Genomic DNA, 22,289 nt, shown 5'->3' on the forward strand with positions numbered 1-22,289 from the left:
AGCTCGGCATGACCACAATAAAAAAGCCAGCAACCGCTGGCTTTTTATTCGGGAAACTCCCTGATTACTTCTGCAAGGCCTTGCTGATTTTCTGGTCGGTCTTGTATTCGCTCAGTGCATAGACAGACCAGATAGCCGCAGGCAACCAGCCAATGATGGTGATTTGCAGGATCAGGCAGATAATGCCTGCAATCGGACGGCCAATGGTGAAGAACTGTAACCATGGCAGGAAAATGGCAAGAATCAGCCGCATGTTGATCTCCTTTTTTGATTTTTACAAAACTGCTTGAACCGTAACCCCGGCAAGGTTCAGTCTAGAACCTTTTCCAGGGCGAATAATTGCTCAACCGTTTCGCGCTGGCGAATCAGGTGTGCCTTGTCGCCATCCACCATGATTTCCGCAGCGCGGGGACGGGTATTGTAGTTGGAGCTCATGCTCATGCCATAGGCTCCGGCAGATAAAATAGCCAGCAAGTCACCTTGCTGCAGCGCCAGTTTCCGGTCATGTCCAAGGAAATCGCCGCTTTCGCATACCGGCCCAACCACTTCATATACCTGGGCATCCTGCCCTGCTGCTGGCACCACGGCAGCAATCTCATGATAAGCATCATACAACGCCGGGCGCATGAGGTCGTTCATGGCGGCATCGACAATGGCAAAATTCTTGGCTTCGGTATGCTTGAGGTATTCCACCTTGGTAAGCAAAGCACCCGCATTGCCAACCAGGGCACGGCCCGGTTCAAATACCAGCTTGACCTGACGATTGCCCAGCTTTTGCCGTATCGCGGCTGCATATTCGGCAAAATCGGGCGGAACCTCATCGGCATAACAGATACCAATGCCGCCTCCAAGGTCGATATGCTCAATCTTGATACCCGCAGCCTCAAGCTGATCCACCAATACCAACACGCGGTCGAAAGCATCCAGGAAAGGCGACAGCTCGGTCAGTTGCGAACCGATATGGCAATCCACGCCATGCACGGCAATATTGGGCAGGCTGGCGGCGCGCTGGTAGAGATCAAACGCCTCTTCATATGCCACACCGAACTTGTTGTTCTTGAGTCCGGTGGAAATATAGGGATGGGTCTTGGCATCCACATTGGGATTGACGCGCAGCGACACCGGGGCAACCTTGCCCAGGCGCGCGGCCACTTCGTTCAATCGTTCCAACTCGCTGGCGGATTCCACGTTGAAGCAGAAAATGCCCGCGTTCAGCGCGGCTTCCATTTCAGCAGCGGTTTTGCCAACACCGGAAAACACTACTTTGGCAGGGTCACCGCCCGCCGCCAACACCCGCGCCAACTCGCCGCCAGAGACAATATCAAAACCAGCGCCAAGGCGTGCGAACAGGTTCAGGACTGCCAGGCTGGGGTTGGATTTCACGGCGAAACAGACCAAATGATCTGCACCAGCAAACCCCGCAGCAAAACGCGTATAGGCAGACTCCAGCGCCGCCCGTGAATACACATAGGCCGGTGTGCCGAACTCTGCAGCGATCTGGTTCAGCGGGACTTGTTCGGCATGCAGGATGCCATTGTTCAATTGAAAGGGGTTCACGAACATTTTTTATTGAGAAGGTTGTTGTTGCGGCACAGGATCCTGCGGATACTGCTTTTCCGGAATATAAAGTTCGCCCTTGGTACCGCACGCGACAAGGGCCAGGCTGGCAACCAGGATTAAAAGACAGAATCGCATGATGTCTGAACGCAAAAGATTGATTTTAGCACAAGGCCATGAATGTCACTGCGGTCCTGGCCAGAGCCTGTCATAACCTTTGCACGCACAGTGTCTTTCAAGGCAGAGCAGCCTGCCGCATGCGCGCTTCGATGATGCCTGTCTTGCGCACCAAGCCTTTCGCCTCGCGGTGCTGGTCGTAATAGCGCGGGTTGGGAATCATCGCGGCCAGTCGGGCGGCTTGTGCCGCGCTCAGGTTGGCAGCGCTGGTCTTGTAATAATGCCGCGCGGCGGCCTCGGCCCCGAACACGCCGTTGCCCCACTCGATGACATTGAGGTAAATCTCGAAAATGCGCCGCTTGCTCATCATGCGCTCCAGCATCCAGGTAATCACCACCTCTTCCAGCTTGCGCCAGGGCGTGCGCTTGTTGGAAAGAAACAGGTTTTTGGCCAATTGCTGGCTGATGGTAGAACCGCCCGCGACAATCCGGCCTTTTTGCCGGTTCTTTTCATAAGCCTTCTGGATACCGTCCCAATCAAACCCTTCATGGTCGGTGAACTTGGCATCTTCGGAAGCAATCACCGCTCGCTTGAGGTGGCGGGAAATTCGGCTGTATTCCACCCATTCATGCTTGAGTGTCGCCTTGGGGTTCTCCGCACGCAGTATTGAGAGACTGCTGCGCATGAACGCCGTGTTGGCGGGATTATGCTCTACCCACCAGAGAATATGCATGAATATCCAGAGCTGATACAGCACCACCAGCACCAAGGCCAGCAGCAACCCACGCCACAGCAACCGCCCGATCACAATGCACGCATCATCGTCATGACGGGCGCAGTTTGCGGACGCACCTGCCGCCAGAGATAAAAAGCTTCTGCCGCCTGCTCCACCAGCATGCCCAACCCGTCGGCAATCTGCCGCACGCCTTCTTCCCTGGCGTATTGCATAAAGGGCGTTTCCCGGCCATACACCATGTCATAAGCCAGTGCGCCGTCGGCAAACAGGCCAGCAGTCAATGGCAGGCGTTCATTGCTCAGTCCGCTGGAAGTTGCATTGATCACCACATCAAACACCTGGCCGGCCAGCGCCTCAAAACTGCATGCTTCCAGCAGAACATCAACAGGCTTGGCACGCGCCACCATGGATTCAGCCTTGCTGACACTGCGATTGGCAATGCATAGCCGGGATGGCATTGTGGCCAGCAACGGCCCTAGCACGCCCTCGGCAGCACCGCCCGCCCCCAACAGCAGCACGCGCTTGCCAGCCAACGGCACAGCCAGGTTATGCTCGATGTCGCGCACCAGGCCAACGCCGTCTGTGTTATCTCCCAAGATGTCACTACCCTTGAAACTCAGTGTATTGACTGCTCCTGCCACGCGTGCTCGCTCGGTCAATTCCGTAGCCAAGGCATAAGCCTCAAACTTGAATGGCACAGTCACATTGGCACCGGCATAGCCTTGCTCCCGCAGGCTGGCGACGGTGGCGGCAAATCCGTCCAGCGGGGCCAATATCTTGCCATATTCAATCTGCTGCCCGGTCTGTTGCGCAAACGCCGCGTGAATCAGTGGCGATTTACTATGTTCTACCGGGTGGCCAATCACTGCATAACGATCCACGCTCACCTCAGGCATTGGTCCAGGGTAAGCGGGCGGCCTTCCAGCCGTTGATCTGGCCACGCTGCTTGTTGTCAGGAGTTGCCTCTCCCTCAAAGCCTTCCAACACGTTGTATGCTTCCGTATAGCCATTCTGGGCCGCCACGACGGCAGCATTGTGGGAACGTCCGCCGGTGCGGCACAAGAACATGACCAGGGCTTCACGATCCACCTGTTTATCAAGCTGCATCAGGAAATCCGGATTAGGGCTCATGCCTGGATAAAAAGCCCATTCAATATGGGCTGCGCCAGGAATGCGCCCCACCAGATCCAGCTCTGCCTTGGTGCGCACATCCACCAGCTTTGAAACCGGCACCATTTCCAGCACTTTTTGCGCCTCTTTAGGTGTCAATGCACCGGCATAAGGCAACCCATGTTGTTCAGCACGCACTCTTGCGTTTTGCAGAATACTGCTCAATGTTTCCATTGTTCTCTCCTTGCTTAAACCATGCAGGGAGTATAGCCCTAATTCCCCTGCAAACCCACACGCACCATATTGGTGCACAAACCCGGCAAACGCACTGTTAATGTGCGTTATACAATATTTCTCTTTTGTAATCTTATATGTGAAAATGGGAAATTGCCTTTTTCCAGTGGCACAATTCATGCTTACCTTAGCGTCAGCATCATGCTTCAACAACCTTTAATCCAGAAAGAGCTTAGGAGAATCAAATGGCGGTGGCCGATGTAATGAAACTGGTAGAGGAAAACGACATCAGGTTTGTCGATTTTCGCTTTACCGACACCAGGGGTAAGGAACAACACGTCACCGTGCCGGTTTCTGCCTTCGACGAAGACAAGTTTACCGAAGGCCATGCTTTCGATGGTTCTTCCATTGCTGGCTGGAAAGGCATCCAGGCTTCTGACATGCTGTTGATTCCGGATCCTGATACCGCCAATATTGATCCCTTCATGGACGAGCCCACCCTGATACTGACTTGTGACGTAGTGGACCCAGCCGACGGCAAAGGTTATGACCGCTGCCCACGCAGCATTGCCAAGCGCGCGGAAGCCTACCTGAAATCCAGCGGCATCGGCGATACCGCATTCTTCGGCCCTGAGCCTGAATTTTTCATTTTTGATTCCATCAACTGGTCTGTTGATATGAGCGGTAGCTCCGTCAAGATCAATTCTGAAGAAGCCGCATGGTCCTCCGGCGAAAAGTTTGAAGGCGGCAACACCGGCCACCGCCCAGGCGTCAAGGGCGGTTACTTCCCTGTCCCGCCAGTGGATTCCCTGCACGACATCCGCTCCGCCATGGTCGTCACCATGGAAGAGATGGGCGTTCCCGTGGAAGTGCATCACCACGAAGTCGCCACCGCGGGCCAATGTGAAATCGGCACCAAATTCAGCACTCTGGTGCAACGCGCCGACTGGACGCAAATCCTCAAATACGTGGTGTTCAACACTGCACATGCCTACGGCAAAACCGCCACTTTCATGCCCAAGCCCATCTTCGGCGATAACGGTTCCGGCATGCACGTGCACCAATCCATCTGGAAAGACGGCAAGAACCTGTTCGCGGGTAACGGCTATGCTGGCCTGAGCGAATTCGCCCTGTACTATATCGGCGGCATCATCAAGCACGCGCGCGCGCTCAACGCCATCACCAACCCAGGCACCAACTCCTACAAGCGCTTGGTACCCGGCTTTGAAGCGCCAGTAAAACTGGCTTATTCGGCGAAGAACCGTTCCGCTTCCATCCGCGTTCCTTTTGTGCAGTCCGACAAGGCGCGCCGTATCGAGGCACGTTTCCCTGACCCCACCGCCAACCCATACCTGGCATTCAGCGCATTGATGATGGCTGGCCTGGATGGCGTGCAGAACAAGATCCACCCTGGCGAGCCAGCCACCAAGGATCTCTACCACCTGCCGCCAGAAGAGGATGCTGCCATCCCAACCGTGGCCTCCTCCCTGGAACAGGCATTGGAAGCTCTGGATAAGGATCGTGAGTTCCTGACCCGCGGCGGTGTATTCTCCGAAGACTGGATCGACGCCTATATCGACCTGAAGATGGATGAAGTCACCAAGCTGCGCCAGACGCCGCACCCCATCGAGTTCAGCATGTACTACAGTATTTAATTGCTGATCACCAAGAAAAGCGGGGCAACCCGCTTTTTTTGTATCCACGCCGCCAAGCCTGTATCTGCCAATTGCCTGCCCTCGCCTTCTGCTCTACACTGCACCGCATGAAGAAAACCTGTCTGCTCCTTTGCGCATGGCTTGCAAACACTGCCTTTTGCACCGTCGCCCAGGCTGAAATCTATAAAAGTGTTGATGAAAACGGCCACGTCACTTATTCCAACGTTCCCAGCAAAGGCGCGACCAAGCTGGAGATAGACCCACCAGCACCAGCCTCGACCACCCCGAAAGCCAGGCCGCAACAAGCCACGCCAAATAATTTCCCCCGCGTGGACAGCCAGACACAGAAAAAGCGCGATGACCAGCGCAAGAATATCCTGCTGGAAGAGCTGGAATCAGAAAAAGCCGCGCTGGAAGAAGCCAAGCGCGCCTATGCCGAAGGGGAATCTAAACCCGAGGTATATCGCGGGGCCAATGGAAAAACCTACCGCAATGTCGTAAAGTTCGAGGAGAAAATGCAGCGGTTGCAGGCCGATGTAGATGCACATGAGAAAAATGTGCAGCTTCTGCAAAAGGAGTTAGAGGCCTTTAAATAACACGGCTTCTGGCTGGCCTGGCTTTTGCTTAACATTAAGCCATGGAACACAAGATACCTCTATCGTTCGCCGGCCTGGAGCACCTGTCGACAGCTATCATCCTGCTCGACCGGCAACACCATGTTGTCTATGCCAATCCCGGCGCCGAAGTCTTATTTGCAATCAGCGCCAGGCAAATTGCCGGACTATCCATTTCACAAGTGTTCCCCGGCTGTTCCATTCTCGATTCAGCAATGGAGCATGCCCTTAAATACCATAGCCCGTTCCGCGAGCACGAATTCCCGATCACCACCCTGCGCCAGCAATCTTTCATCGTCACCTGCACCATTACGCCCGTGGAGCTTGCGCCTGCGGCCCTGGTGCTGGAATTCCAGCCTATGGACCACCAACTGCGCATTGCGCGCGAAGAGCGCATGCTCATCCAGCAGCAAGCCAACGCGGAACTGCTGCGCAACCTGGCCCATGAAATCCGTAATCCGCTTGGCGGCCTGCGCGGCGCGGCGCAATTGCTGGAACATGAATTGCCGCAAGTCAGCCTGCGCGAATATACCCAGGTGATCATCAAGGAAGCCGACCGGCTGCAACTGCTCATGGATAGGCTGCTGGTGCCGCACCGCGTGCCCAAGTACGAGCCGACCAACATCCATGAGGTGCTGGAGCGCGTGCGCAGCCTGTTGCTGGCGGAATCCCCGCGCGGCATACAGATCCGCCGCGATTACGATACCAGTTTGCCGGAACTGGTGGGCGACCGGGAGAAACTGATTCAGGCCGTGCTCAACATCGCCCGCAACGCGGTGCAAGCCATGCAGAATGCAGGGATGGAAATGCCAGAAATCATCTTCCGCACCCGCGCCGCGCGCCAGGTTACCTTGGCAAAGCAACGCTATCGGGTCGCCATCAAGTTGCAAATCATTGATAACGGCCCCGGCATTCCGCCCGACATCCGCGACCGCATTTTTTACCCGCTAGTGTCAGGCCATGAGGGCGGCACCGGGCTGGGCCTCACGCTCGCGCAAACCTTTATCACCCAGCACCATGGCATGATCGAATGCGAAAGCGAGCCGGGCCATACCTGCTTCACCATCCTGCTGCCTATAGAGAGCACGGTAATGAAAGCCTATATCCCCCGGCAATCCCACGAACAAAAACCCTAAAAAGCACAAGACATAGGTACACATCATGAAACCGATCTGGATATTAGATGACGACAAATCCATCCGCTGGGTCTTTGAAAAAGCCCTGGCCCGTACCGACATGGATTTCAAGACTTTCGCCTCGGTTCCGGAAGCGCTGAATGCGCTCACCCGCGAAGCGCCGCAAGTCATCGTCAGCGATATCCGCATGCCCAACGGCTCCGGGCTGGATTTCCTGCATGAGGTCAAACAACGCCATCCAGAAATCCCCGTGATCATCATGACCGCTTATTCCGATTTGGAAAGCGCAGTAGCAGCTTTTCAAGGCGGCGCATTTGAATATCTGGCCAAGCCTTTCGATGTAGACCAGGCCATCGACATCATCCGCCGCGCGGTGGAAGAAAGCATGCGCCAAGCCACGGAAACCGTTATCCAGGAAAAAACACCGGAAATCATCGGCCAGGCACCCGCCATGCAAGAGGTATTCCGCGCCATCGGGCGGCTAAGCCGCTCCCACTCCACCGTACTCATCAATGGTGAATCCGGCACCGGCAAGGAACTGGTTGCCAGCGCCCTGCACCGTCACAGCCCGCGCGCTGACAAACCCTTCATCGCCATCAACACCGCCGCCATCCCCAAAGATTTGCTGGAATCTGAATTATTCGGCCATGAGCGCGGCGCATTCACCGGCGCCCAGGCCGCGCGCCGTGGCCGTTTTGAACAAGCTGATGGCGGCACCTTGTTCCTCGATGAAATCGGCGACATGCCTGCCGACCTGCAAACCCGCCTGCTGCGTGTGCTCTGTGATGGCCAGTTCTATCGTATCGGCGGCCACCAGCCCGTCAAGGTCAATGTGCGCATCATCGCTGCCACTCATCAGGATCTGGAAGAAAGGGTCAAACAAGGCCTGTTCCGTGAAGACCTGTTCCACCGCCTCAACGTCATCCGCCTGCGCCTGCCGCCGCTGCGCGAACGCCGTGAGGATATTCCCCTGCTGGTGAAACACTTCCTGCAACACAGCGCGCAGGAGCTTGGCGTCGAAGCCAAGCAACCCTCGGTGGCCGCACTACGCTATCTCAGCACGCTGAACTGGAGCGGCAACGTGCGGCAACTGGAAAATGTCTGCCATTGGCTTACCGTCATGGCACCCGGGCAAAATATCGACATTGCCGACCTGCCGCCGGAACTCAAGGAAGACACCACACACCCTGCCGGCAATGCCTCATGGCAAATCGCGCTCGCCGCGGAAATCACCGATGCGCTCAACCGTGGCGAACACCACATCCTCGATAGCCGCACCCAGCAATTTGAACGCATCCTCATCACCCAGGCGCTGCACCACACTGGTGGACGCCGCATCGAAGCCGCCACCCAGTTAGGCATGGGCCGCAATACCTTGACTCGTAAGATTCAGGAGTTAGGAATAGAAGAATAAATAGCCTCTAAAGTGATAAACAATAAAAAACGGCACCCGAAGGTGCCGTTTTTACGATTGCTTTCTAAGCTAAATCTTGCGATTTAATCCTAGAAGAACAGGATCGCGCCAAGGCTGATGGTCTTGGCCTTGCCGTCTGTGTTAGCAGCAGCAGTGTCAACCTCAATCTTCTGGTGAGCGTATTCAGCAACCAGGTTCAGGCTCTTGGTCAGAGGGTGGTAAGCACCAACGATCCAGGACTTGTTCTCGTAGTCAGCACTGTTATTACGACCATCAGACTTGGTGATACCGTAGGATACACCCAGCTTGGTACCAACTTCTGGCAGCTTGTAAGTAGCTTGCAAATAGCCACCCTTATCCTTGGACTTACCATCAACAGTAGCAACACCATAGCTGGTGCTTAAAGCGTGACTAAGTTGCAAGCCATCACCCAGGCCACGGCCACTGTAGTAGTAACCAACCAGGCCGAAATCTGCTACGTTAGCCTTGGCACCCAGATCCCAGCCAGTGGTACGGTAGTCATCAACGGTAACACCACCAACAGTAGCTCCGTTATGCTTTTGGGAAATAAAACCAGCCCAAACCTTACCGGAAACATCACCAGCCCACTCATAGCTTACCTTACCATCAAAACCAAGTTCAGTCTTTTGATCGATAGAAGTAGCAGTATCATTCGTCAGACCTTCACGAGCTGCAACAGCAAAGCTGAAACCATTCCAGTTTGGAGATGCGTATTGGATTTGACCAATCCAGTCAGCGTAAACATAACCGGAGCCGATACGGCCCAGTGTGGAGTTACCAGCCCTGCCGCCGCCAACACCAACGCCCAACAGGGTCATGTCGGAGAGGATAGCGTCGGAACCGAACAGGCCGAGATCACGACCAGCCTTGATAGTACCCCAGGAAGCGTCACCGAAAGTCAAGTAAGCTTGACGAACGTTGATGCTGTTGTAATCATTACCGGAGGATTGACGAACGCCATCACCACCGTTCACACCTGTAAAGAATGTGAACTGGAATGCGATGTCCAGATCGTTCTGGCGAGTCTTACCACCGATACCGATAGCGGAAGGCAACAGACCTGTAGAGATCTGGTTGTTGTCGCCGTTAGTTCCATTTGCACCACGGAAAAGATCACCACTGTAGCGAGTGTTGGTGTAGTAAGCATTGACGTTACCACCGATGTCGATGGTCCAGTCGCCTGCTGGAATGATGATACCAGCGTTTGCTGCGGAAGCGCCGAATGCCAGTACGGCACCTGCAACTGCCAAGCCTAATTTCTTGTTCATGTATATCTCCTAATGCGTTTTAGTTAGCCTCTGATGTGGTATTACCCGATCAACAGAGGGTACTGCGCGACTTCTCATTGAAGAAGTTGGAGCCAGTATGCCAAAGCTGTTTCCATACCCGCAAGTGCTAATGTGGTTTTTTGATGATATTTCTATCCATGTGTTGCAATTACGCAACATAAAAACAATTTCCCCTGCAAGCTCAAAGAAAATTTATTTTCTGATGAGCTAGTTAGCATTTATTTCTAAGGGAAAAGGTGAATTGAAGAGGATGTCGTTGAGCAGAGCTCTCTCACCCACCATGCCATCCCGGCCTTGAGCCGGGAACTCATGAGGCCGCAGGAATACAACAAGATGCCAGATCCAATCCGGCATGACGGGGTGGTAGGCAGGGCAGCTCGAACCAACAGGAGCCTCAAAGCACAGTCACGATGGCAGGGCTTCCCATGGATTGAGCATCGCCACTCCTGTAGGTTGGAAATCCGCCACGTTCCGCGTGACAACAGTCATACCATGCACTAATGCTGTCGCTGCGATCAAGGCATCACGCTCGCTACGCTTATCGGGAATATGTAACCTGGCACAGCGTTGCGCAACTACGGTATCAATTGGCAGTGTTCTTCCAGAGAACTCTGGCAGCACATGCTGCTCAAGCCAGGAGCGTAGCAATGCTCCCTGGGTTGCATCCTTGCGCTCCATCGCCAGCACACCCGATTCCAATTCCATGATGGTGACAATAGAAACAAACAGTTCCGCTGCATCGATGCTTTCAGCCCATACGGCAACATTAGGGGCCGCTTTGCCAGCATGAATTTTCCGCAGCTCGGATACCACATTGGTATCAAGAATGTACATCATGAGAGATCAGCCGACTGGATTTCAATATTCGCACGTGGCGCTTCAAACTCGATATCGGCAACATCCGGCATTGCCAACGCATCAGCAATATTCCGCCGTTGCTTTGTGAGCCGCTGATAGTCCTCAAAACTCAACAATACATGGGCAGGTTTGCCGCGATCCGTGATGATTACGGGGCCGTTCCTGGCAGCTTTTTTTGCCCGCGTCACATCCTGATTCAGTTCCCTACTGGATAAGGTAGTCATCGTCATCACTGCACCTCAAACCCATTATAAATGTAGATATGTTGCTACAATTAATTAAAAAAGAGCAATAACCCACCGTCACTGATTACTCTCCTTCCATCCAGGGATTGATACAAGGTTTCAACGGCTTACAGGGAACAGTTTCCAGGCTACGCTTACAATACATAGCCTCAGCCTTTAGGATTATTCCGTGATGGAGAACAAACGCTGATGCTCGCGTATGGCGTAGCGGTCGGTCATGCCAGCAATGTAGTCGGCGATGACGCGGGGTTGCTTGTCAGGGTTTTCGGTTTGGTAGTCATCCGGCAGCAATCCGGGATCCGTCAGAAAGGCATTGAAAAGCTCTGCAATGATGCGGCGGGCCTTGGAGGTCATGCGGTTGACGCGGTAGTGGCGGTAAAGATTGCTGCGGAGGAAGCGTTTCAGCTCAAGCTGCTGCGCTTCGATAGCGGGACTAAAACCAATCAGAGGCGGCAGGTTGCGCACGTCATCCAGCGTCTTGGGCGCATGCGCGGCGATATTGCGGCGGCTTTGCTCGCAGAGATCAGTCACTAATATATGTATCATGCGCCGCACGGTTTCGTGGATAAGGCGACGGCCTGTGAGGTCGGGGTATCGCTGCTGCACAAGCGCATGCTGTTCGGCAAATAGCTGCACTTGTTCCAGTTGCTCCATGGTGATGAGGCCAGAACGCAGGCCGTCATCGACATCGTGGTTGTTGTAGGCGATTTCATCAGCCAGGTTGGCGACTTGCGCCTCCAGCGAGGGCTGCTGTTTGTTGAGAAAACGTTCGCCGACCTCACCCAGCAGTCGGGCATTGGGCAGTGAGCAATGCTTGAGGATACCTTCCCGGACTTCGAAGGTGAGATTGAGACCATCGAATTCCGCATAGCGCTGTTCGAGATGATCGACCACTCTGAGGGATTGCAGATTGTGCTCAAAGCCGCCGTATTCATGCATGCATTCATTGAGCTGGTCCTGCCCGGCGTGGCCAAACGGGGTGTGCCCCAAATCGTGGGCCAGCGCGATGGCTTCGATAAGGTCTTCATGCAAGTTGAGGTTGCGCGCGATAGCGCGGCCTATTTGGGCGACTTCGAGACTGTGGGTGAGGCGGGTACGAAACAGGTCACCTTCGTGGTTGATGAAGACCTGGGTTTTGTATTCCAGACGGCGAAAGGCGCCTGAGTGGATGATGCGGTCGCGGTCGCGCTGGAAATGGTTGCGCGTGGCCGGCGCAGGCTCATCATGCATCCGGCCTCGGCTATGCGCCGGGTCAGCCGCGTAAGGCACCAGTTCGCTCATGCAGGCACTGCCAGGGTTGCTTTCAGCAGCGCCATGTCGTAATCGCTGGTGACCAGCGATTTGCCGATACCTTGCTGGAGGACGAGGCGGATTTTTCCATCGACGACCTTCTTGTCCAACCCCATGAGATCGAGATAGCGTTCGACGCCTAGCGCAGGAGCTATCACCGGCAAGCGTGCCTCCTCAAAGATGGCGGAAATACGGCTGATATCGGCAGCATTGAGCCAACCCAGGCGACGGGAGAGGTCGGCCGCCATCATGGTGCCTGCCGCGACAGCTTCGCCGTGCAGCCAGACGCCGTAACCCATGGCGTTCTCGATGGCATGCCCGAACGTGTGGCCGAGATTGAGCAGAGCACGTTCGCCAGCCTCACGCTCATCTGCCGCGACGACTTCGGCCTTGTTTTCGCAGGAGCGGTAAATGGCGTAGCTCATGGCTGCGGTGTCGAGCGCGAGCAGCTTCTGCATGTTGACTTCCTGCCATTTGAAGAATGGCTCATCACGGATGAGGCCATATTTGATAACTTCGGCCAACCCCGCCGAGAGTTCACGCTCAGGCAGTGTGCTGAGGGTGTCGATATCCGCCAGCACCAGTTGCGGCTGGTAGAACGCACCTATCATGTTCTTGCCGAGTGGGTGGTTGATACCGGTCTTGCCGCCGACGGAGGAGTCCACCTGCGACAGCAAGGTGGTCGGTACCTGAATAAACGGCACGCCGCGCAGGTAAGTCGCCGCCGCATAACCAGCCAGGTCACCAATGACGCCCCCGCCCAGCGCAATGACGGTGGTGCTGCGCTCGCAGCGGTTTTCCAGCAGCGCATCGTAAATCAGGTTGAGCGTGGCAGCATTTTTGTAGGCTTCACCATCCGGCAACACGATGGAGATGACCTTGACGCCTGCGTCACGCAAAGGCTGGGCCAGCTTCTCCAGATAAAGCGGCGCGACCGTGGTATTGGTGACAATGGCAACCTGCTTGCGCTTGAGGTAAGGCAGGATCAATTCCGGCTGGGTTAGCAGACCACGGCCAATATGGATGGGATAAGAGCGCTCGCCCAGAGCTACATGTAGTGTTTGCATAGCGTTATAAAGTCAAAAGTTTCTGTTCGATATAGTGAACGATGGTATTCACGGATTGGCCACCCGTATCCACGGTAATGGAGGCTATTTCCCGATACAAGGGGTCACGCTGGGCAAACAGCTCTTCCAGCTTCTTGCGTGGGTTGCCATTTTGCAGCAAGGGGCGGTTTTTGTCGTTGCGCGTGCGCTGCCATAGCTCATGCACATTGGCCCGCAAGTAGATGACTGTACCATTTTCCTTGAGCTGCTTACGGTTTTCAGGCAACAGCACTGCACCTCCGCCAGTGGCCAGGACAATATCCTGCATCCGGCTTAACTCTTCTATCACCGAAGCTTCACGTCTGCGGAAGCCATCTTCTTTCTCCAGTTCGAAGATAACCGGAATGCTCACGCCGGTGCGGCGCTCGATTTCATGATCGCTATCGTAAAAGGTTTTTTTGAGGTGCTTGGCAATAATCCGGCCTATGGTGGTTTTACCTGCTCCCATTAAGCCTACAAAGAAAATATTGGATGCCATAAAAAATGCTCGCCGTACACAAGCGAGCATTTTAAGGGAATATGGCCCTGCTGTCAGATATGACAAAAGGCTGGCTGACCCGATATCCGTGACAGCCAGCTTTGGCGATCAATGCAGCGACAGACTTTCGTCCATCACCTTTGGTGTGATGAAGATCAGCAACTCGGTCTTGTCGCTTTGCTTGGTCCGGCGCTTGAACACATTGCCTACAAAGGGCAGATCACCGAAGAATGGCACCTTGTCCACATCATTACGCTCAGTTTGCTCATAAATGCCACCGAGAACCGCTGTTTCGCCATTGGCAACCAGTACCTGGGTCTGCACTCGCTGCGTGTCGATGGAAGGCACAGTGTTGAACACCTGGCCAACCTTGTCCTTCTTCACTTCCAGATCCATGATGATTTTTTCGTCTGGCGTAATTTGCGGTGTCACTTCCAGGCTTAGCGAAGCATTCTTGAACTGCACTGCAGTCGCGCCGCTACTCGTGGACTGCTGATATGGAATTTGCGTGCCTTGCTCGATGATGGCCTTTTGCTGATTGGCGGTTGTGACACGTGGACTGGAAACGATCTTGCCACGCTGGTCGGTTTCCAGTGCAGACAATTCAAGATTGAGCAGGAAACCGGCTGGCAGACGGAACAGACTGAAGGCAAAGTTACCAAAGGCATTGGCCACCGGCAGGTTCACGTTCAGGTCTTGCGCGCCATCGGGGCTGACACCCACACCCACTGTTCCTGGAATGCTTGTCGTTGCCAGTGTAGAGGAGCCAATACGGTTGGCGATGGTTTCAGTAATCATGCCCGTCGTGGGGTCCACGGTTCGCTGGGTAATGGTGTTGCCCAGCGTGCCGCTGGAGCCATATCTGGTATTGCCGCTCGTCTGCTGTTTCTGCACACCGAAACGCGCGCCCAGGCTGCGGCCAAATCTTTCATCCGCAATCACCAACCGCGATTCGATCATGACCTGCTTCACAGGAATATCAATCTTGTTGATGATGCTCTGAATTTCCTCAAGGTGTTTGGCGGTATCCTGCACAAACACGGTATTGGTACGCACATCAACAACCGCACTGCCACGCTTGGAAAGGATTTTCTGCTTGCTGTCGCTGATGATGTTTTTGAAATTCTCGGCTTTTTGATAGCGCAGGGTGAATACTTCAGTGCGCATGGGTTCGAGATCCTCGATCTGCTGGCTGGCTTCCAGTGCGAGCTTTTCCTTGGCGGCTACTTCGTCAGAAGGCGCTACCCAGATCACATTGCCAGTCTTGCGCTGGGTCAAACCCTTGCTGGACATAATAATGTCCAGCGCCTGGTCCCAAGGCACATCTTTCAGGCGCAAGGTGAGATTGCCAGTCACTGTGTCACTGGTCACAATATTCAGGCCGGTAAAGTCGGCAATCACCTGCAATACGGAACGCACGTCGATATTCTGGAAATTAAGCGAGAGCTTTTCACCGGCATAGCCAGGCTTGGAGCTTTGCACCAATTTATTAGGGTCTTCCACCACGGGACGGATATCGATGATGAAGCGCTTGTCTGCCTGATAGGCGGATTGCTCCCACATGCCCTTGGGCTCGATCACCATGCGGGTGTTGTTACCCTGCTTCATGGCATCGACATACAATACCGGAGTATTGAAGTTGACCACATTGAGGCGACGCTGCAAGTTCTGCGGCAGGTCGGTGTTGATGAAATCTACTACCACTGTCTTACCCTGTTGGCGAATATCAATACCGGCAGCGGCATCGGACAGGTCAACAATGATGCGGCCCTCGCCATTTTTGCCACGCATGAAATCGATATTGTTCAGCGCGTGGAATTTTTCCCCTGCCTTGGCTTCCGCAAAACGCGACACTGTATTCTGATTGTTTGTCGCAACGTCGCCTGCTTGCAGGATGATGGTGGTTTCACGGCCCTGGGTTGTGGTGTTGTAAGCTACCATCTTGGCAAGGTTGAGCACCATGCGGGTTCTATCCTTGGCCTGTGCCAGATTCACCACCTTAAGCACGCCTTGCCCGGCTTGCAGGCTGTTCTTTCCCAAACCATTGCCGACTGCGGGAAAATCCAGCGCAATACGCGAAGGGTTGTTCAAGGTAAAGCCCGCAGGAGGATTTGCCAGTGGCTCAGTTGTTTGCACCTGAATAGCTACCCTGCCGCCAGACATCGCCACAAAATCAATCTTCTCGATTTTGTTGGCGAATTCGTCCCCTTGTTCCCCTGCCGCCTGCGCCACCAGCGTAGCCAGCAGAAATATCAGGCCAGTAGCCCACTTTATCATTCTCATTGTGCTCACCCTCAATCCTGCAATTCAATACTGGTAGTACGCTCTATCCAGTCACCGCTCAATTCATCCTGGATAATTTCCATGAGCGTCACACCATTTTCACTAATGTCAGTCACCTTGCCAAAATTCTGGCCCATATAACCACCTACTTTAATCTGCTGAACCAGATTTTCCGGTGTCAGGATCAAGGCATATTTCAATTTATCCTTCGACAGAGAACCTACAAACTTTAGGCTTTCCAGCGGAAATCCCTCCAGCGGCTCACGCGGGCGATTCATATTTGGCTGCAGGCTGCTGCGAGAGTTGACAATCTTGCGCGCCTTGAATGGATCATTCAGCACACCATCTGCATTATAGGTGGCAGCAGTATAAGGTTTGACTTCAGGCAACGGCTCTATGCGTGCATGCATATCATTACCCGCCTCGCGAATGAATTGATCGAGGTCATCCCCCTTCCCATCACCGCAAGCAGTCAACAGCAGACATATCGACAGCACGACAACATGCATGCATCGCCCAGGCTCATGCCGGAATCTCATGCTCATGGCCTTCATTTACGTGCCTCTTTCTTTTCCGCCTGCTTCTTGCTGGCAATTTCGTTTGCGTCCAGATAACGATAGGTACGGGCCACAGCCTCGATGACCAGCTTGCCATCCTTGTTATCCTTGCCAGGCGGATTAATGACGACATCATTAAGGGTCACGATGCGGGGCAATCTTGCGATATCGCCCGCAAATTCACCCAGATCATGGTAAGCGCCCGTCACCTTGATGGAGATCGGCATTTCAGCATAAAAATCGGCAATAACTTCCTGACCTGGTTTAAACAATTCAAACTCCAGGCCACGCTCCAGGCCGGCCTGGTTGATATCAGTGAGCAAGCCATCCATTTGCGAGCGGTCTGGAAGTTGCTTGACCAGCGCCCCGAACGTGCGCTCGATTTCCACCATTTGCTGTTTGTAGGCATCTAGGTTGATGGCCTGGCGCTTCTTAGAAAGGAAGGTCTCGCGCAACTCGGTTTCCTTTGCGCGCGCCTGATCCAGTTCTTCCATGGTTGGGCTCCAGAAAAACCAGTAGCCTGCGATCACGATTACCACAAACAACAATCCCAGCAATACACCCTTGACCGGCCAGGGCAGGCTACCGGCATTTTTCAGGTCGATATTGTTAAAATCCTGTAACTTCACAGTGCACCGCCTTTCTGCGCGGCAGGCGCATCGTCATCATGGGAGGATGGCGCTTTCAACTGCACTGTCACGGTAAAGTTATTCTGCCTGATACCATTCGCCACAACTGTCTTGATTTCCACCAGATTGGGGGATTGCAGCCAGTTTGAACCAGACAAGTTACGCACCAGAGTTGCCACCCGCGCATTGGTATCCGCCACGCCTTCCAACGTCACCAATCCGCCCTGTTGCTTGAGCGCCCGGAGATACATGCCTTCGGGTAGCTGGCGGCTGATCTCGTCCAGCATCATGACCGACTGGCTGCGGTTCACCTGGAGATTTTCCACGATCTGCTTGCGGTCGAGTACATTGCGGATCTGGGTCTTGAGTTCCTTGATTTCGGCAATCTGCTGATCAAGACTAGCACTCGCAGCTTCGAGCCGGGTATTGCGATTCTGTTGTGCATCCAGTTTGCCGCCAAGAATCGTGCTGCCGAGAAATACGATGGCTGCAGCAGCTGCCGCCGTGAATGCCAGCATAAGATTGAATTCGCGTTGCCGTTCGGCACGGCGAATCTGGCGATGGGGAAGAAGGTTGATCCTGACCATTTAATCGAACCTCCGCATGGCCAAGCCACAAGCAATCATCAAGGCTGGCGCATCCGCAATGACCTGCTGCTGCTTGAGCCGGGAATTGACCGTCATCCGGCTAAAAGGGTTGGCAATCACGGTATTGGCCTGGGTTTTTTCCTGAACCAGCGATGCCAGACCGGGAATCGAGGCGCAACCGCCTGCCAGCAGGATATGCTCCACTTTGTTGTATTGGGTTGAATTGGTGAAAAATTGCAGACTGCGCATTACTTCCTGCGTGAGAGACTCCACAAAAGGCTGCAATACTTCGCTCTCATAGCTGTCCGGGAGGCCACCATTACGCTTGGCAATTTCAGCCTCTTCGGTGGAGACGCCAAAACGACGCTGGATTTCCAGTGTGAGCTGATAGCCGCCGAACGCTTGCTCGCGGCTATGCACCAACTGACCATCGTGGAAAACATAGACGTTGGTCATGACATTGCCCACATCCACTACCATGACGGTTTGCCCTTTGCCAGACTTGGGCAGCTCAGTGGCTGCCAGCAAAAAAGCCGCTTCCGTGGCATATGACTCGACATCGACGACAGCCACCTTGAGACCGGCGCCTTCCGCAGCCGCTACCCGGTCTTCGATCTTTTCCTTGCGTGAGGCGGCGATCAAGACTTCAACCTCATCAGGGTTGCCCGGTGCCGGCCCTATCACCTGGAAATCAATGTTCACTTCGTCCAGCGGAAAGGGAATATATTGGTTGGCTTCAGACTCAACCTGGAACTCCATATCCTCTTCACGCATCCCACCCTGCATGATGACTTTTTTGGTGATGACGGCAGTCGCAGGCAAGGCAAGCGCCACGCGCTTTTCACGAGTGGACAACAGTTTCCAGGCTCGCTTGACGGCATCGACCACCAGGTCGAGGCCTACAATATTGCCATCCACGACAGCATCCTTGGACATGGCGGCAACAGCATAACCCTGCAGGTGATAAGCCCCCTTGCTCCCCTGTGTCAGCTCGACCATCTTGACCGAACCAGAACTGATATCAACCCCAATCAGCGGCTTTGAACGCTCTGAGAAAAAGTCGAATTTCAAACGAAATTCCCTTTCCAATACGGTTAGTTATAATCTTACTTCTATAATTTACTTTAGATGCTAGCAACAACCATCTCGCAAGTCAAAGCAGATTAATTTGATTTTAAAACATGGTAATGCCTCTTATAATAACGGCGTCTGTTATGAATACTGAACCCTAAATCAATGCTCCCGAAAAAATGGTGGCAGTTCCTGATCCTCACCGGCGTCATTCTGGGATTGGTGGCAACTGCCCTGGTGGCGCTAGCTGCCACATTGATCTATCCTGAACTCCCTTCGCTGGAGGCCTTGACTGACTATAAGCCCAAGGTTCCAATGCGGGTCTATTCCGAGGACGGCCATCTGATCGGCGAGTTTGGCGAAGAGCGCCGCGCCTTCATCAGCATCAATGACACGCCCAAAATCCTCAAGCAGGCCATCCTGTCTGCAGAGGACGAACGCTTTTACCAGCACGGTGGGATTGATACATTGGGCATCCTGCGCGCCGCCATTTCCAACGTCGTTTCGGGCAGTTTCAAGGAAGGCGCGAGCACTATCACCATGCAGGTCGCGCGCAATTTCTTTCTCTCCCGCGAAAAAACCGCGACCCGCAAACTCAGCGAGGCATTACTTTCCATCAAGATCGAGCACAGCCTGACCAAGGATCAGATCCTGGAGCTGTATATCAACCAGATCTACCTCGGCCATCGTTCCTACGGTTTTGCTGCCGCTTCACAGGTGTATTACGGCAAGCCATTGAACCAGCTCAGTATTGCAGAAGCTGCCATGTTGGCAGGCCTACCGAAGGCGCCCTCCCGCTACAACCCATTTGCCAATCCCAAGCGCGCCGAGGCTCGGCAGCGCTATGTGCTGCGCCGCATGAAAGATCTCCATTTCATCACGCCACAACAGTATGAGACCGCGCTGAAAGAGCCTCACCGTTTCCGTAAATCACGCCAGATACGTGAATTATCCGCCGACTATGTAGCAGAAATCGTGCGCCAGGCCATGTATGAACGTTACAAGGACGATATTTACAGCAGCGGCCTCAAGATTTACACCACGATCCGCAAGAGCAACCAGGAAGCAGCAAACCGTGCCATTTTGCAGGGCATCGTCGACTATGACCGCCGCCATGGCTATCGCGGCCCGGAAAAAACCGTCACGCCGGGCGCCAATGAGCCAGGCAATGGTACTTGGCTGGATAATGCGCTTGATGATCTGGAAAGCTTCCAGGGCATGATTCCCGCTGTCGTAACCAAGGCAACACCACAGATAGTAAGCGTTTACTCCAAAAACGGCAGCAATATCGATATCAGTGGCGACGGTCTTGCCTTCGTGAAAAAACAACTGGAAGAAAAAGACGCTGCAAAACGCACGATCAAACCGGGAGCAGTGATTCGCATCATGCACCAGGGCGATAAATGGCATATCGTGCAATTGCCACAGGCCGAGGCAGCGTTAGTGGCGCTGGATCCTGATACCGGCGCAGTCCACGCACTGGTGGGTGGTTTCGATTTCAACCGCAACAAATTCAACCACGTGACGCAGGCATGGCGACAGCCAGGTTCCAGCTTCAAGCCTTTCATCTACTCTGCTGCACTGGAAAAAGGCCTTACGCCCGCAAGCATGATAGAGGATGAGCCGATCTCGATTTCCGCACGCGAAACAGGCAGCGGCTCATCATGGGAGCCCAAGAACTATGACCGTAAGTATGATGGCCCAGTGCGCATGCGTACCGCATTGGTCAAGTCCAAGAATATGGTCTCCATCCGCATCCTTGAGGGTATAGGCGTCAACTACGCGCAGGATTACATCACGCGCTTCGGCTTCTCCCCGAAAGATCATCCTCCATATCTGGCCATGGCACTGGGAGCAGGCTCCGTCACTCCCTGGCAAATGTCCGGCGCCTACGCCGTCTTTGCCAATGGCGGCTACCGCGTCAAGCCGTATATCATCGATAAGGTGGTGGACAGCCGAGGAAAGGTGCTGGAGCAATCCAGGCCATTGCTGGCTGGCAAGGGCGCACCACGCGTGATTGATGGCCGCAATGCCTTCATCATGAATACCATGCTCCAAGATGTCGTCCGTCTGGGCACTGCCACTCGCGCCCGCAGCCTTGGCCGCTCTGACCTCGCTGGCAAGACTGGCACCACCAACAACCAGATCGACGCCTGGTTTGCAGGCTACAGCCCCAAGCATGTCGCTATCACCTGGATGGGCTACGACAAGCCAAAATCCCTTGGTAGTCTGGAAACCGGTGGCAAGGCTGCATTACCAATCTGGATAGACTACATGAGCACCGCACTGAAGAATGTACCGGAAGTGACCCCGATCATTCCTGAAGGGGTGAGCGCCATCCGTATCGACCCCGCGACTGGCATACGCGCCAAGGATGAGACTGGTATCGTGGAATATTTCTATCATGAGTTCCCGCCGGAGGAACCCGACGAAGAGCCCGCTTTCTCCCCTATTCCCGGCTTCCCCATCCCCGGGCATGGATCGACCCATCCCACAGAAAAACAGGAAACCCAGCCTCCAAGGCCAGACCAGCTCTTTTAAATTTGCCCACGGGCAATTTCATTCATCGGCCTGGAAAGAGTATTTGCATCATGGCAAAAGACAGTGGCAATCGCCAATCACAATTACGTCAGCGTATCGCGCAGGTCGCCGCCCAGATGATGGCGGAAGAGGGCATTGCCGATTATGCCCACGCCAAACGCAAGGCCGGGCGGCAGCTCGGCATCACCGATACGCAATGCATGCCGACCAATAGCGAAATCGAGGAAGAAATCCGGCTTTATCACGATATCTACAACAGCGACGAGCAGCCCGAAGCCCTGCTGCAACTGCGCAAGGACGCCCTGCTGGTCATGCAGCTGCTGGAACGCTTCAATCCACTTCTGACCGGCCCGGTGCTGGACGGTACCGCAGGTAAATACGCTGAGACTCATATTCACCTGTTTGCCGACAGTCTGAAGGAAGTAGAGATATTCCTGCTCAACCAGCAAATTCCCTATATTACGGATGAAAAATCGTACCGCGTCAGCGAACGCCGCAGCGCGGACAGGAAAAAAGTGCCGGTATTCACGCTGGACGGCCCCAATGGCCTGATCCGGCTCAGCGTGTTCGAAACCGACGATATGCGCATCTCTACCAAAAGCCCAGTCAACGGCAGCAATGCCAACCGCGCCAACGCGGAAACCTTGAATAATCTGATCCGGCAAAGCGAAACGCCTACCGCACTTTAGCGCCAGGACTAGAAATACTCCGGACTTGCTGAGTAACCTGCAAAAAAATGCCGACTCAACGTCGGCATAACT

At 54.2% G+C, this 22,289-nt stretch carries 23 protein-coding genes; 6 read left to right on the plus strand and 17 right to left on the minus strand.

Annotated elements, in window-relative coordinates; translation table 11 throughout:
• Positions 1–64: 64 nt before the first annotated feature.
• The 6 genes from V7Z75_RS08430 to V7Z75_RS08455 all read right to left on the minus strand — a co-directional run bounded on the left by V7Z75_RS08430 (position 65) and on the right by V7Z75_RS08455 (position 3,754).
• Entirely contained in the window at positions 65–253 is a 189-nt protein-coding gene (locus V7Z75_RS08430; RefSeq protein WP_334108174.1) for a YqaE/Pmp3 family membrane protein, read from the minus strand.
• Positions 254–309: 56 nt separating this feature from the next.
• Positions 310–1,557: a diaminopimelate decarboxylase gene (gene lysA, locus V7Z75_RS08435; RefSeq protein WP_334108175.1), complete on the minus strand. Its 1,248-nt coding sequence runs from the start codon at positions 1,555–1,557 to the stop codon at positions 310–312.
• A gap of 9 nt (positions 1,558–1,566) precedes the next feature.
• On the minus strand, positions 1,567–1,695 hold the full coding sequence (gene lptM, locus V7Z75_RS08440) for an LPS translocon maturation chaperone LptM (RefSeq protein ID WP_334108176.1): 129 nt from the start codon (positions 1,693–1,695) through the stop codon (positions 1,567–1,569).
• Positions 1,696–1,792: 97 nt separating this feature from the next.
• Positions 1,793–2,482 carry a monofunctional biosynthetic peptidoglycan transglycosylase gene (gene mtgA / locus V7Z75_RS08445; RefSeq protein ID WP_334108177.1) on the minus strand — a complete coding sequence of 230 codons (690 nt, stop codon included), beginning with the start codon at positions 2,480–2,482 and terminating at the stop codon, positions 1,793–1,795.
• Positions 2,479–3,306 carry a shikimate dehydrogenase gene (aroE, locus tag V7Z75_RS08450; protein WP_334108178.1) on the minus strand — a complete coding sequence of 276 codons (828 nt, stop codon included), beginning with the start codon at positions 3,304–3,306 and terminating at the stop codon, positions 2,479–2,481. Before aroE ends, mtgA begins: the two co-directional genes overlap by 4 nt.
• A complete protein-coding gene (locus V7Z75_RS08455; RefSeq protein ID WP_334108179.1) occupies positions 3,299–3,754 on the minus strand; it encodes a rhodanese-like domain-containing protein in 456 nt (151 codons plus the stop codon). The genes aroE and V7Z75_RS08455 overlap by 8 nt, the downstream gene beginning before the upstream one ends.
• Positions 3,755–3,999: 245 nt before the next feature.
• Between V7Z75_RS08455 and glnA the strand changes: the two genes are divergently transcribed.
• The 4 genes from glnA (at position 4,000) to ntrC (ending at position 8,573) form a co-directional block, all read left to right on the plus strand.
• Entirely contained in the window at positions 4,000–5,409 is a 1,410-nt protein-coding gene (gene glnA, locus V7Z75_RS08460) for a type I glutamate--ammonia ligase (protein ID WP_334108180.1), read from the plus strand.
• A gap of 107 nt (positions 5,410–5,516) precedes the next feature.
• Positions 5,517–6,005: a DUF4124 domain-containing protein gene (locus tag V7Z75_RS08465; RefSeq protein ID WP_334108181.1), complete on the plus strand. Its 489-nt coding sequence runs from the start codon at positions 5,517–5,519 to the stop codon at positions 6,003–6,005.
• A gap of 41 nt (positions 6,006–6,046) precedes the next feature.
• Positions 6,047–7,159 (plus strand): nitrogen regulation protein NR(II), encoded by a 1,113-nt coding sequence (gene glnL, locus V7Z75_RS08470; RefSeq protein WP_334108182.1) that lies wholly within the window; start codon positions 6,047–6,049, stop codon positions 7,157–7,159.
• 25 nt (positions 7,160–7,184) lie between these two features.
• Complete coding sequence (ntrC, locus tag V7Z75_RS08475) at positions 7,185–8,573, plus strand: nitrogen regulation protein NR(I) (protein ID WP_334108183.1); 1,389 nt, start codon at positions 7,185–7,187, stop codon at positions 8,571–8,573.
• Between the two features lie 89 nt (positions 8,574–8,662).
• On the opposite strand, the gene V7Z75_RS08480 is transcribed toward ntrC, so the two are convergent.
• From V7Z75_RS08480 to V7Z75_RS08530, 11 genes are all read right to left on the minus strand, one after another.
• On the minus strand, positions 8,663–9,862 hold the full coding sequence (locus V7Z75_RS08480) for a porin (RefSeq protein ID WP_334108184.1): 1,200 nt from the start codon (positions 9,860–9,862) through the stop codon (positions 8,663–8,665).
• Positions 9,863–10,288: 426 nt separating this feature from the next.
• The gene (locus tag V7Z75_RS08485; protein WP_334108185.1) at positions 10,289–10,720 is read right to left on the minus strand and encodes a type II toxin-antitoxin system VapC family toxin; all 432 of its coding nucleotides are present in this window, start codon (positions 10,718–10,720) and stop codon (positions 10,289–10,291) included.
• Positions 10,717–10,971: a type II toxin-antitoxin system Phd/YefM family antitoxin gene (locus tag V7Z75_RS08490; RefSeq protein ID WP_334108186.1), complete on the minus strand. Its 255-nt coding sequence runs from the start codon at positions 10,969–10,971 to the stop codon at positions 10,717–10,719. The genes V7Z75_RS08485 and V7Z75_RS08490 overlap by 4 nt, the downstream gene beginning before the upstream one ends.
• Positions 10,972–11,148: 177 nt before the next feature.
• The gene (locus V7Z75_RS08495; RefSeq protein WP_334108187.1) at positions 11,149–12,267 is read right to left on the minus strand and encodes a deoxyguanosinetriphosphate triphosphohydrolase; all 1,119 of its coding nucleotides are present in this window, start codon (positions 12,265–12,267) and stop codon (positions 11,149–11,151) included.
• Complete coding sequence (aroB, locus tag V7Z75_RS08500) at positions 12,264–13,343, minus strand: 3-dehydroquinate synthase (RefSeq protein ID WP_334108188.1); 1,080 nt, start codon at positions 13,341–13,343, stop codon at positions 12,264–12,266. The genes V7Z75_RS08495 and aroB overlap by 4 nt, the downstream gene beginning before the upstream one ends.
• Before the next feature lie 4 nt (positions 13,344–13,347).
• A complete protein-coding gene (aroK, locus tag V7Z75_RS08505; RefSeq protein ID WP_334108189.1) occupies positions 13,348–13,860 on the minus strand; it encodes a shikimate kinase AroK in 513 nt (170 codons plus the stop codon).
• A 108-nt stretch (positions 13,861–13,968) separates the two neighbouring features.
• Positions 13,969–16,143 (minus strand): type IV pilus secretin PilQ, encoded by a 2,175-nt coding sequence (gene pilQ / locus V7Z75_RS08510; RefSeq protein WP_334108286.1) that lies wholly within the window; start codon positions 16,141–16,143, stop codon positions 13,969–13,971.
• A gap of 11 nt (positions 16,144–16,154) precedes the next feature.
• On the minus strand, positions 16,155–16,697 hold the full coding sequence (locus V7Z75_RS08515; protein ID WP_334108190.1) for a pilus assembly protein PilP: 543 nt from the start codon (positions 16,695–16,697) through the stop codon (positions 16,155–16,157).
• Positions 16,694–17,329 (minus strand): type 4a pilus biogenesis protein PilO, encoded by a 636-nt coding sequence (locus tag V7Z75_RS08520; protein WP_334108191.1) that lies wholly within the window; start codon positions 17,327–17,329, stop codon positions 16,694–16,696. Before V7Z75_RS08520 ends, V7Z75_RS08515 begins: the two co-directional genes overlap by 4 nt.
• On the minus strand, positions 17,326–17,916 hold the full coding sequence (locus tag V7Z75_RS08525) for a PilN domain-containing protein (RefSeq protein WP_334108192.1): 591 nt from the start codon (positions 17,914–17,916) through the stop codon (positions 17,326–17,328). The genes V7Z75_RS08520 and V7Z75_RS08525 overlap by 4 nt, the downstream gene beginning before the upstream one ends.
• Positions 17,917–18,987, minus strand: coding sequence for a pilus assembly protein PilM (locus V7Z75_RS08530; protein ID WP_334108193.1), 1,071 nt, complete (start codon positions 18,985–18,987; stop codon positions 17,917–17,919).
• A gap of 165 nt (positions 18,988–19,152) precedes the next feature.
• On the opposite strand from V7Z75_RS08530, the gene V7Z75_RS08535 reads away from it, so the two are divergent.
• Positions 19,153–21,528, plus strand: coding sequence for a penicillin-binding protein 1A (locus V7Z75_RS08535; protein WP_334108194.1), 2,376 nt, complete (start codon positions 19,153–19,155; stop codon positions 21,526–21,528).
• A 50-nt stretch (positions 21,529–21,578) separates the two neighbouring features.
• Positions 21,579–22,217 carry a hypothetical protein gene (locus V7Z75_RS08540; protein ID WP_334108195.1) on the plus strand — a complete coding sequence of 213 codons (639 nt, stop codon included), beginning with the start codon at positions 21,579–21,581 and terminating at the stop codon, positions 22,215–22,217.
• Positions 22,218–22,289 lie beyond the last annotated feature (72 nt).

This window comes from Methylobacillus sp., assembly GCF_036844465.1.
In the GTDB taxonomy this organism is placed as follows: Bacteria; Pseudomonadota; Gammaproteobacteria; order Burkholderiales; family Methylophilaceae; genus Methylobacillus.

Coding starts and splice junctions, on each gene's coding strand:
- lptM (WP_334108176.1), bottom strand. CDS start 1,695: ATGCGATTCTGTCTTTTAATCCTGGTTGCCAGCCTGGCCCTTGTCGCG.
- V7Z75_RS08430 (WP_334108174.1), bottom strand. CDS start 253: ATGCGGCTGATTCTTGCCATTTTCCTGCCATGGTTACAGTTCTTCACC.
- V7Z75_RS08515 (WP_334108190.1), bottom strand. CDS start 16,697: ATGAAGGCCATGAGCATGAGATTCCGGCATGAGCCTGGGCGATGCATG.
- glnL (WP_334108182.1), top strand. CDS start 6,047: ATGGAACACAAGATACCTCTATCGTTCGCCGGCCTGGAGCACCTGTCG.
- pilQ (WP_334108286.1), bottom strand. CDS start 16,143: ATGAGAATGATAAAGTGGGCTACTGGCCTGATATTTCTGCTGGCTACG.
- V7Z75_RS08465 (WP_334108181.1), top strand. CDS start 5,517: ATGAAGAAAACCTGTCTGCTCCTTTGCGCATGGCTTGCAAACACTGCC.
- V7Z75_RS08535 (WP_334108194.1), top strand. CDS start 19,153: ATGCTCCCGAAAAAATGGTGGCAGTTCCTGATCCTCACCGGCGTCATT.
- V7Z75_RS08540 (WP_334108195.1), top strand. CDS start 21,579: ATGGCAAAAGACAGTGGCAATCGCCAATCACAATTACGTCAGCGTATC.
- V7Z75_RS08490 (WP_334108186.1), bottom strand. CDS start 10,971: ATGACGATGACTACCTTATCCAGTAGGGAACTGAATCAGGATGTGACG.
- glnA (WP_334108180.1), top strand. CDS start 4,000: ATGGCGGTGGCCGATGTAATGAAACTGGTAGAGGAAAACGACATCAGG.
- V7Z75_RS08495 (WP_334108187.1), bottom strand. CDS start 12,267: ATGAGCGAACTGGTGCCTTACGCGGCTGACCCGGCGCATAGCCGAGGC.
- aroK (WP_334108189.1), bottom strand. CDS start 13,860: ATGGCATCCAATATTTTCTTTGTAGGCTTAATGGGAGCAGGTAAAACC.
- ntrC (WP_334108183.1), top strand. CDS start 7,185: ATGAAACCGATCTGGATATTAGATGACGACAAATCCATCCGCTGGGTC.
- V7Z75_RS08525 (WP_334108192.1), bottom strand. CDS start 17,916: ATGGTCAGGATCAACCTTCTTCCCCATCGCCAGATTCGCCGTGCCGAA.
- V7Z75_RS08455 (WP_334108179.1), bottom strand. CDS start 3,754: ATGGAAACATTGAGCAGTATTCTGCAAAACGCAAGAGTGCGTGCTGAA.
- V7Z75_RS08485 (WP_334108185.1), bottom strand. CDS start 10,720: ATGATGTACATTCTTGATACCAATGTGGTATCCGAGCTGCGGAAAATT.
- aroE (WP_334108178.1), bottom strand. CDS start 3,306: ATGCCTGAGGTGAGCGTGGATCGTTATGCAGTGATTGGCCACCCGGTA.
- aroB (WP_334108188.1), bottom strand. CDS start 13,343: ATGCAAACACTACATGTAGCTCTGGGCGAGCGCTCTTATCCCATCCAT.
- V7Z75_RS08480 (WP_334108184.1), bottom strand. CDS start 9,862: ATGAACAAGAAATTAGGCTTGGCAGTTGCAGGTGCCGTACTGGCATTC.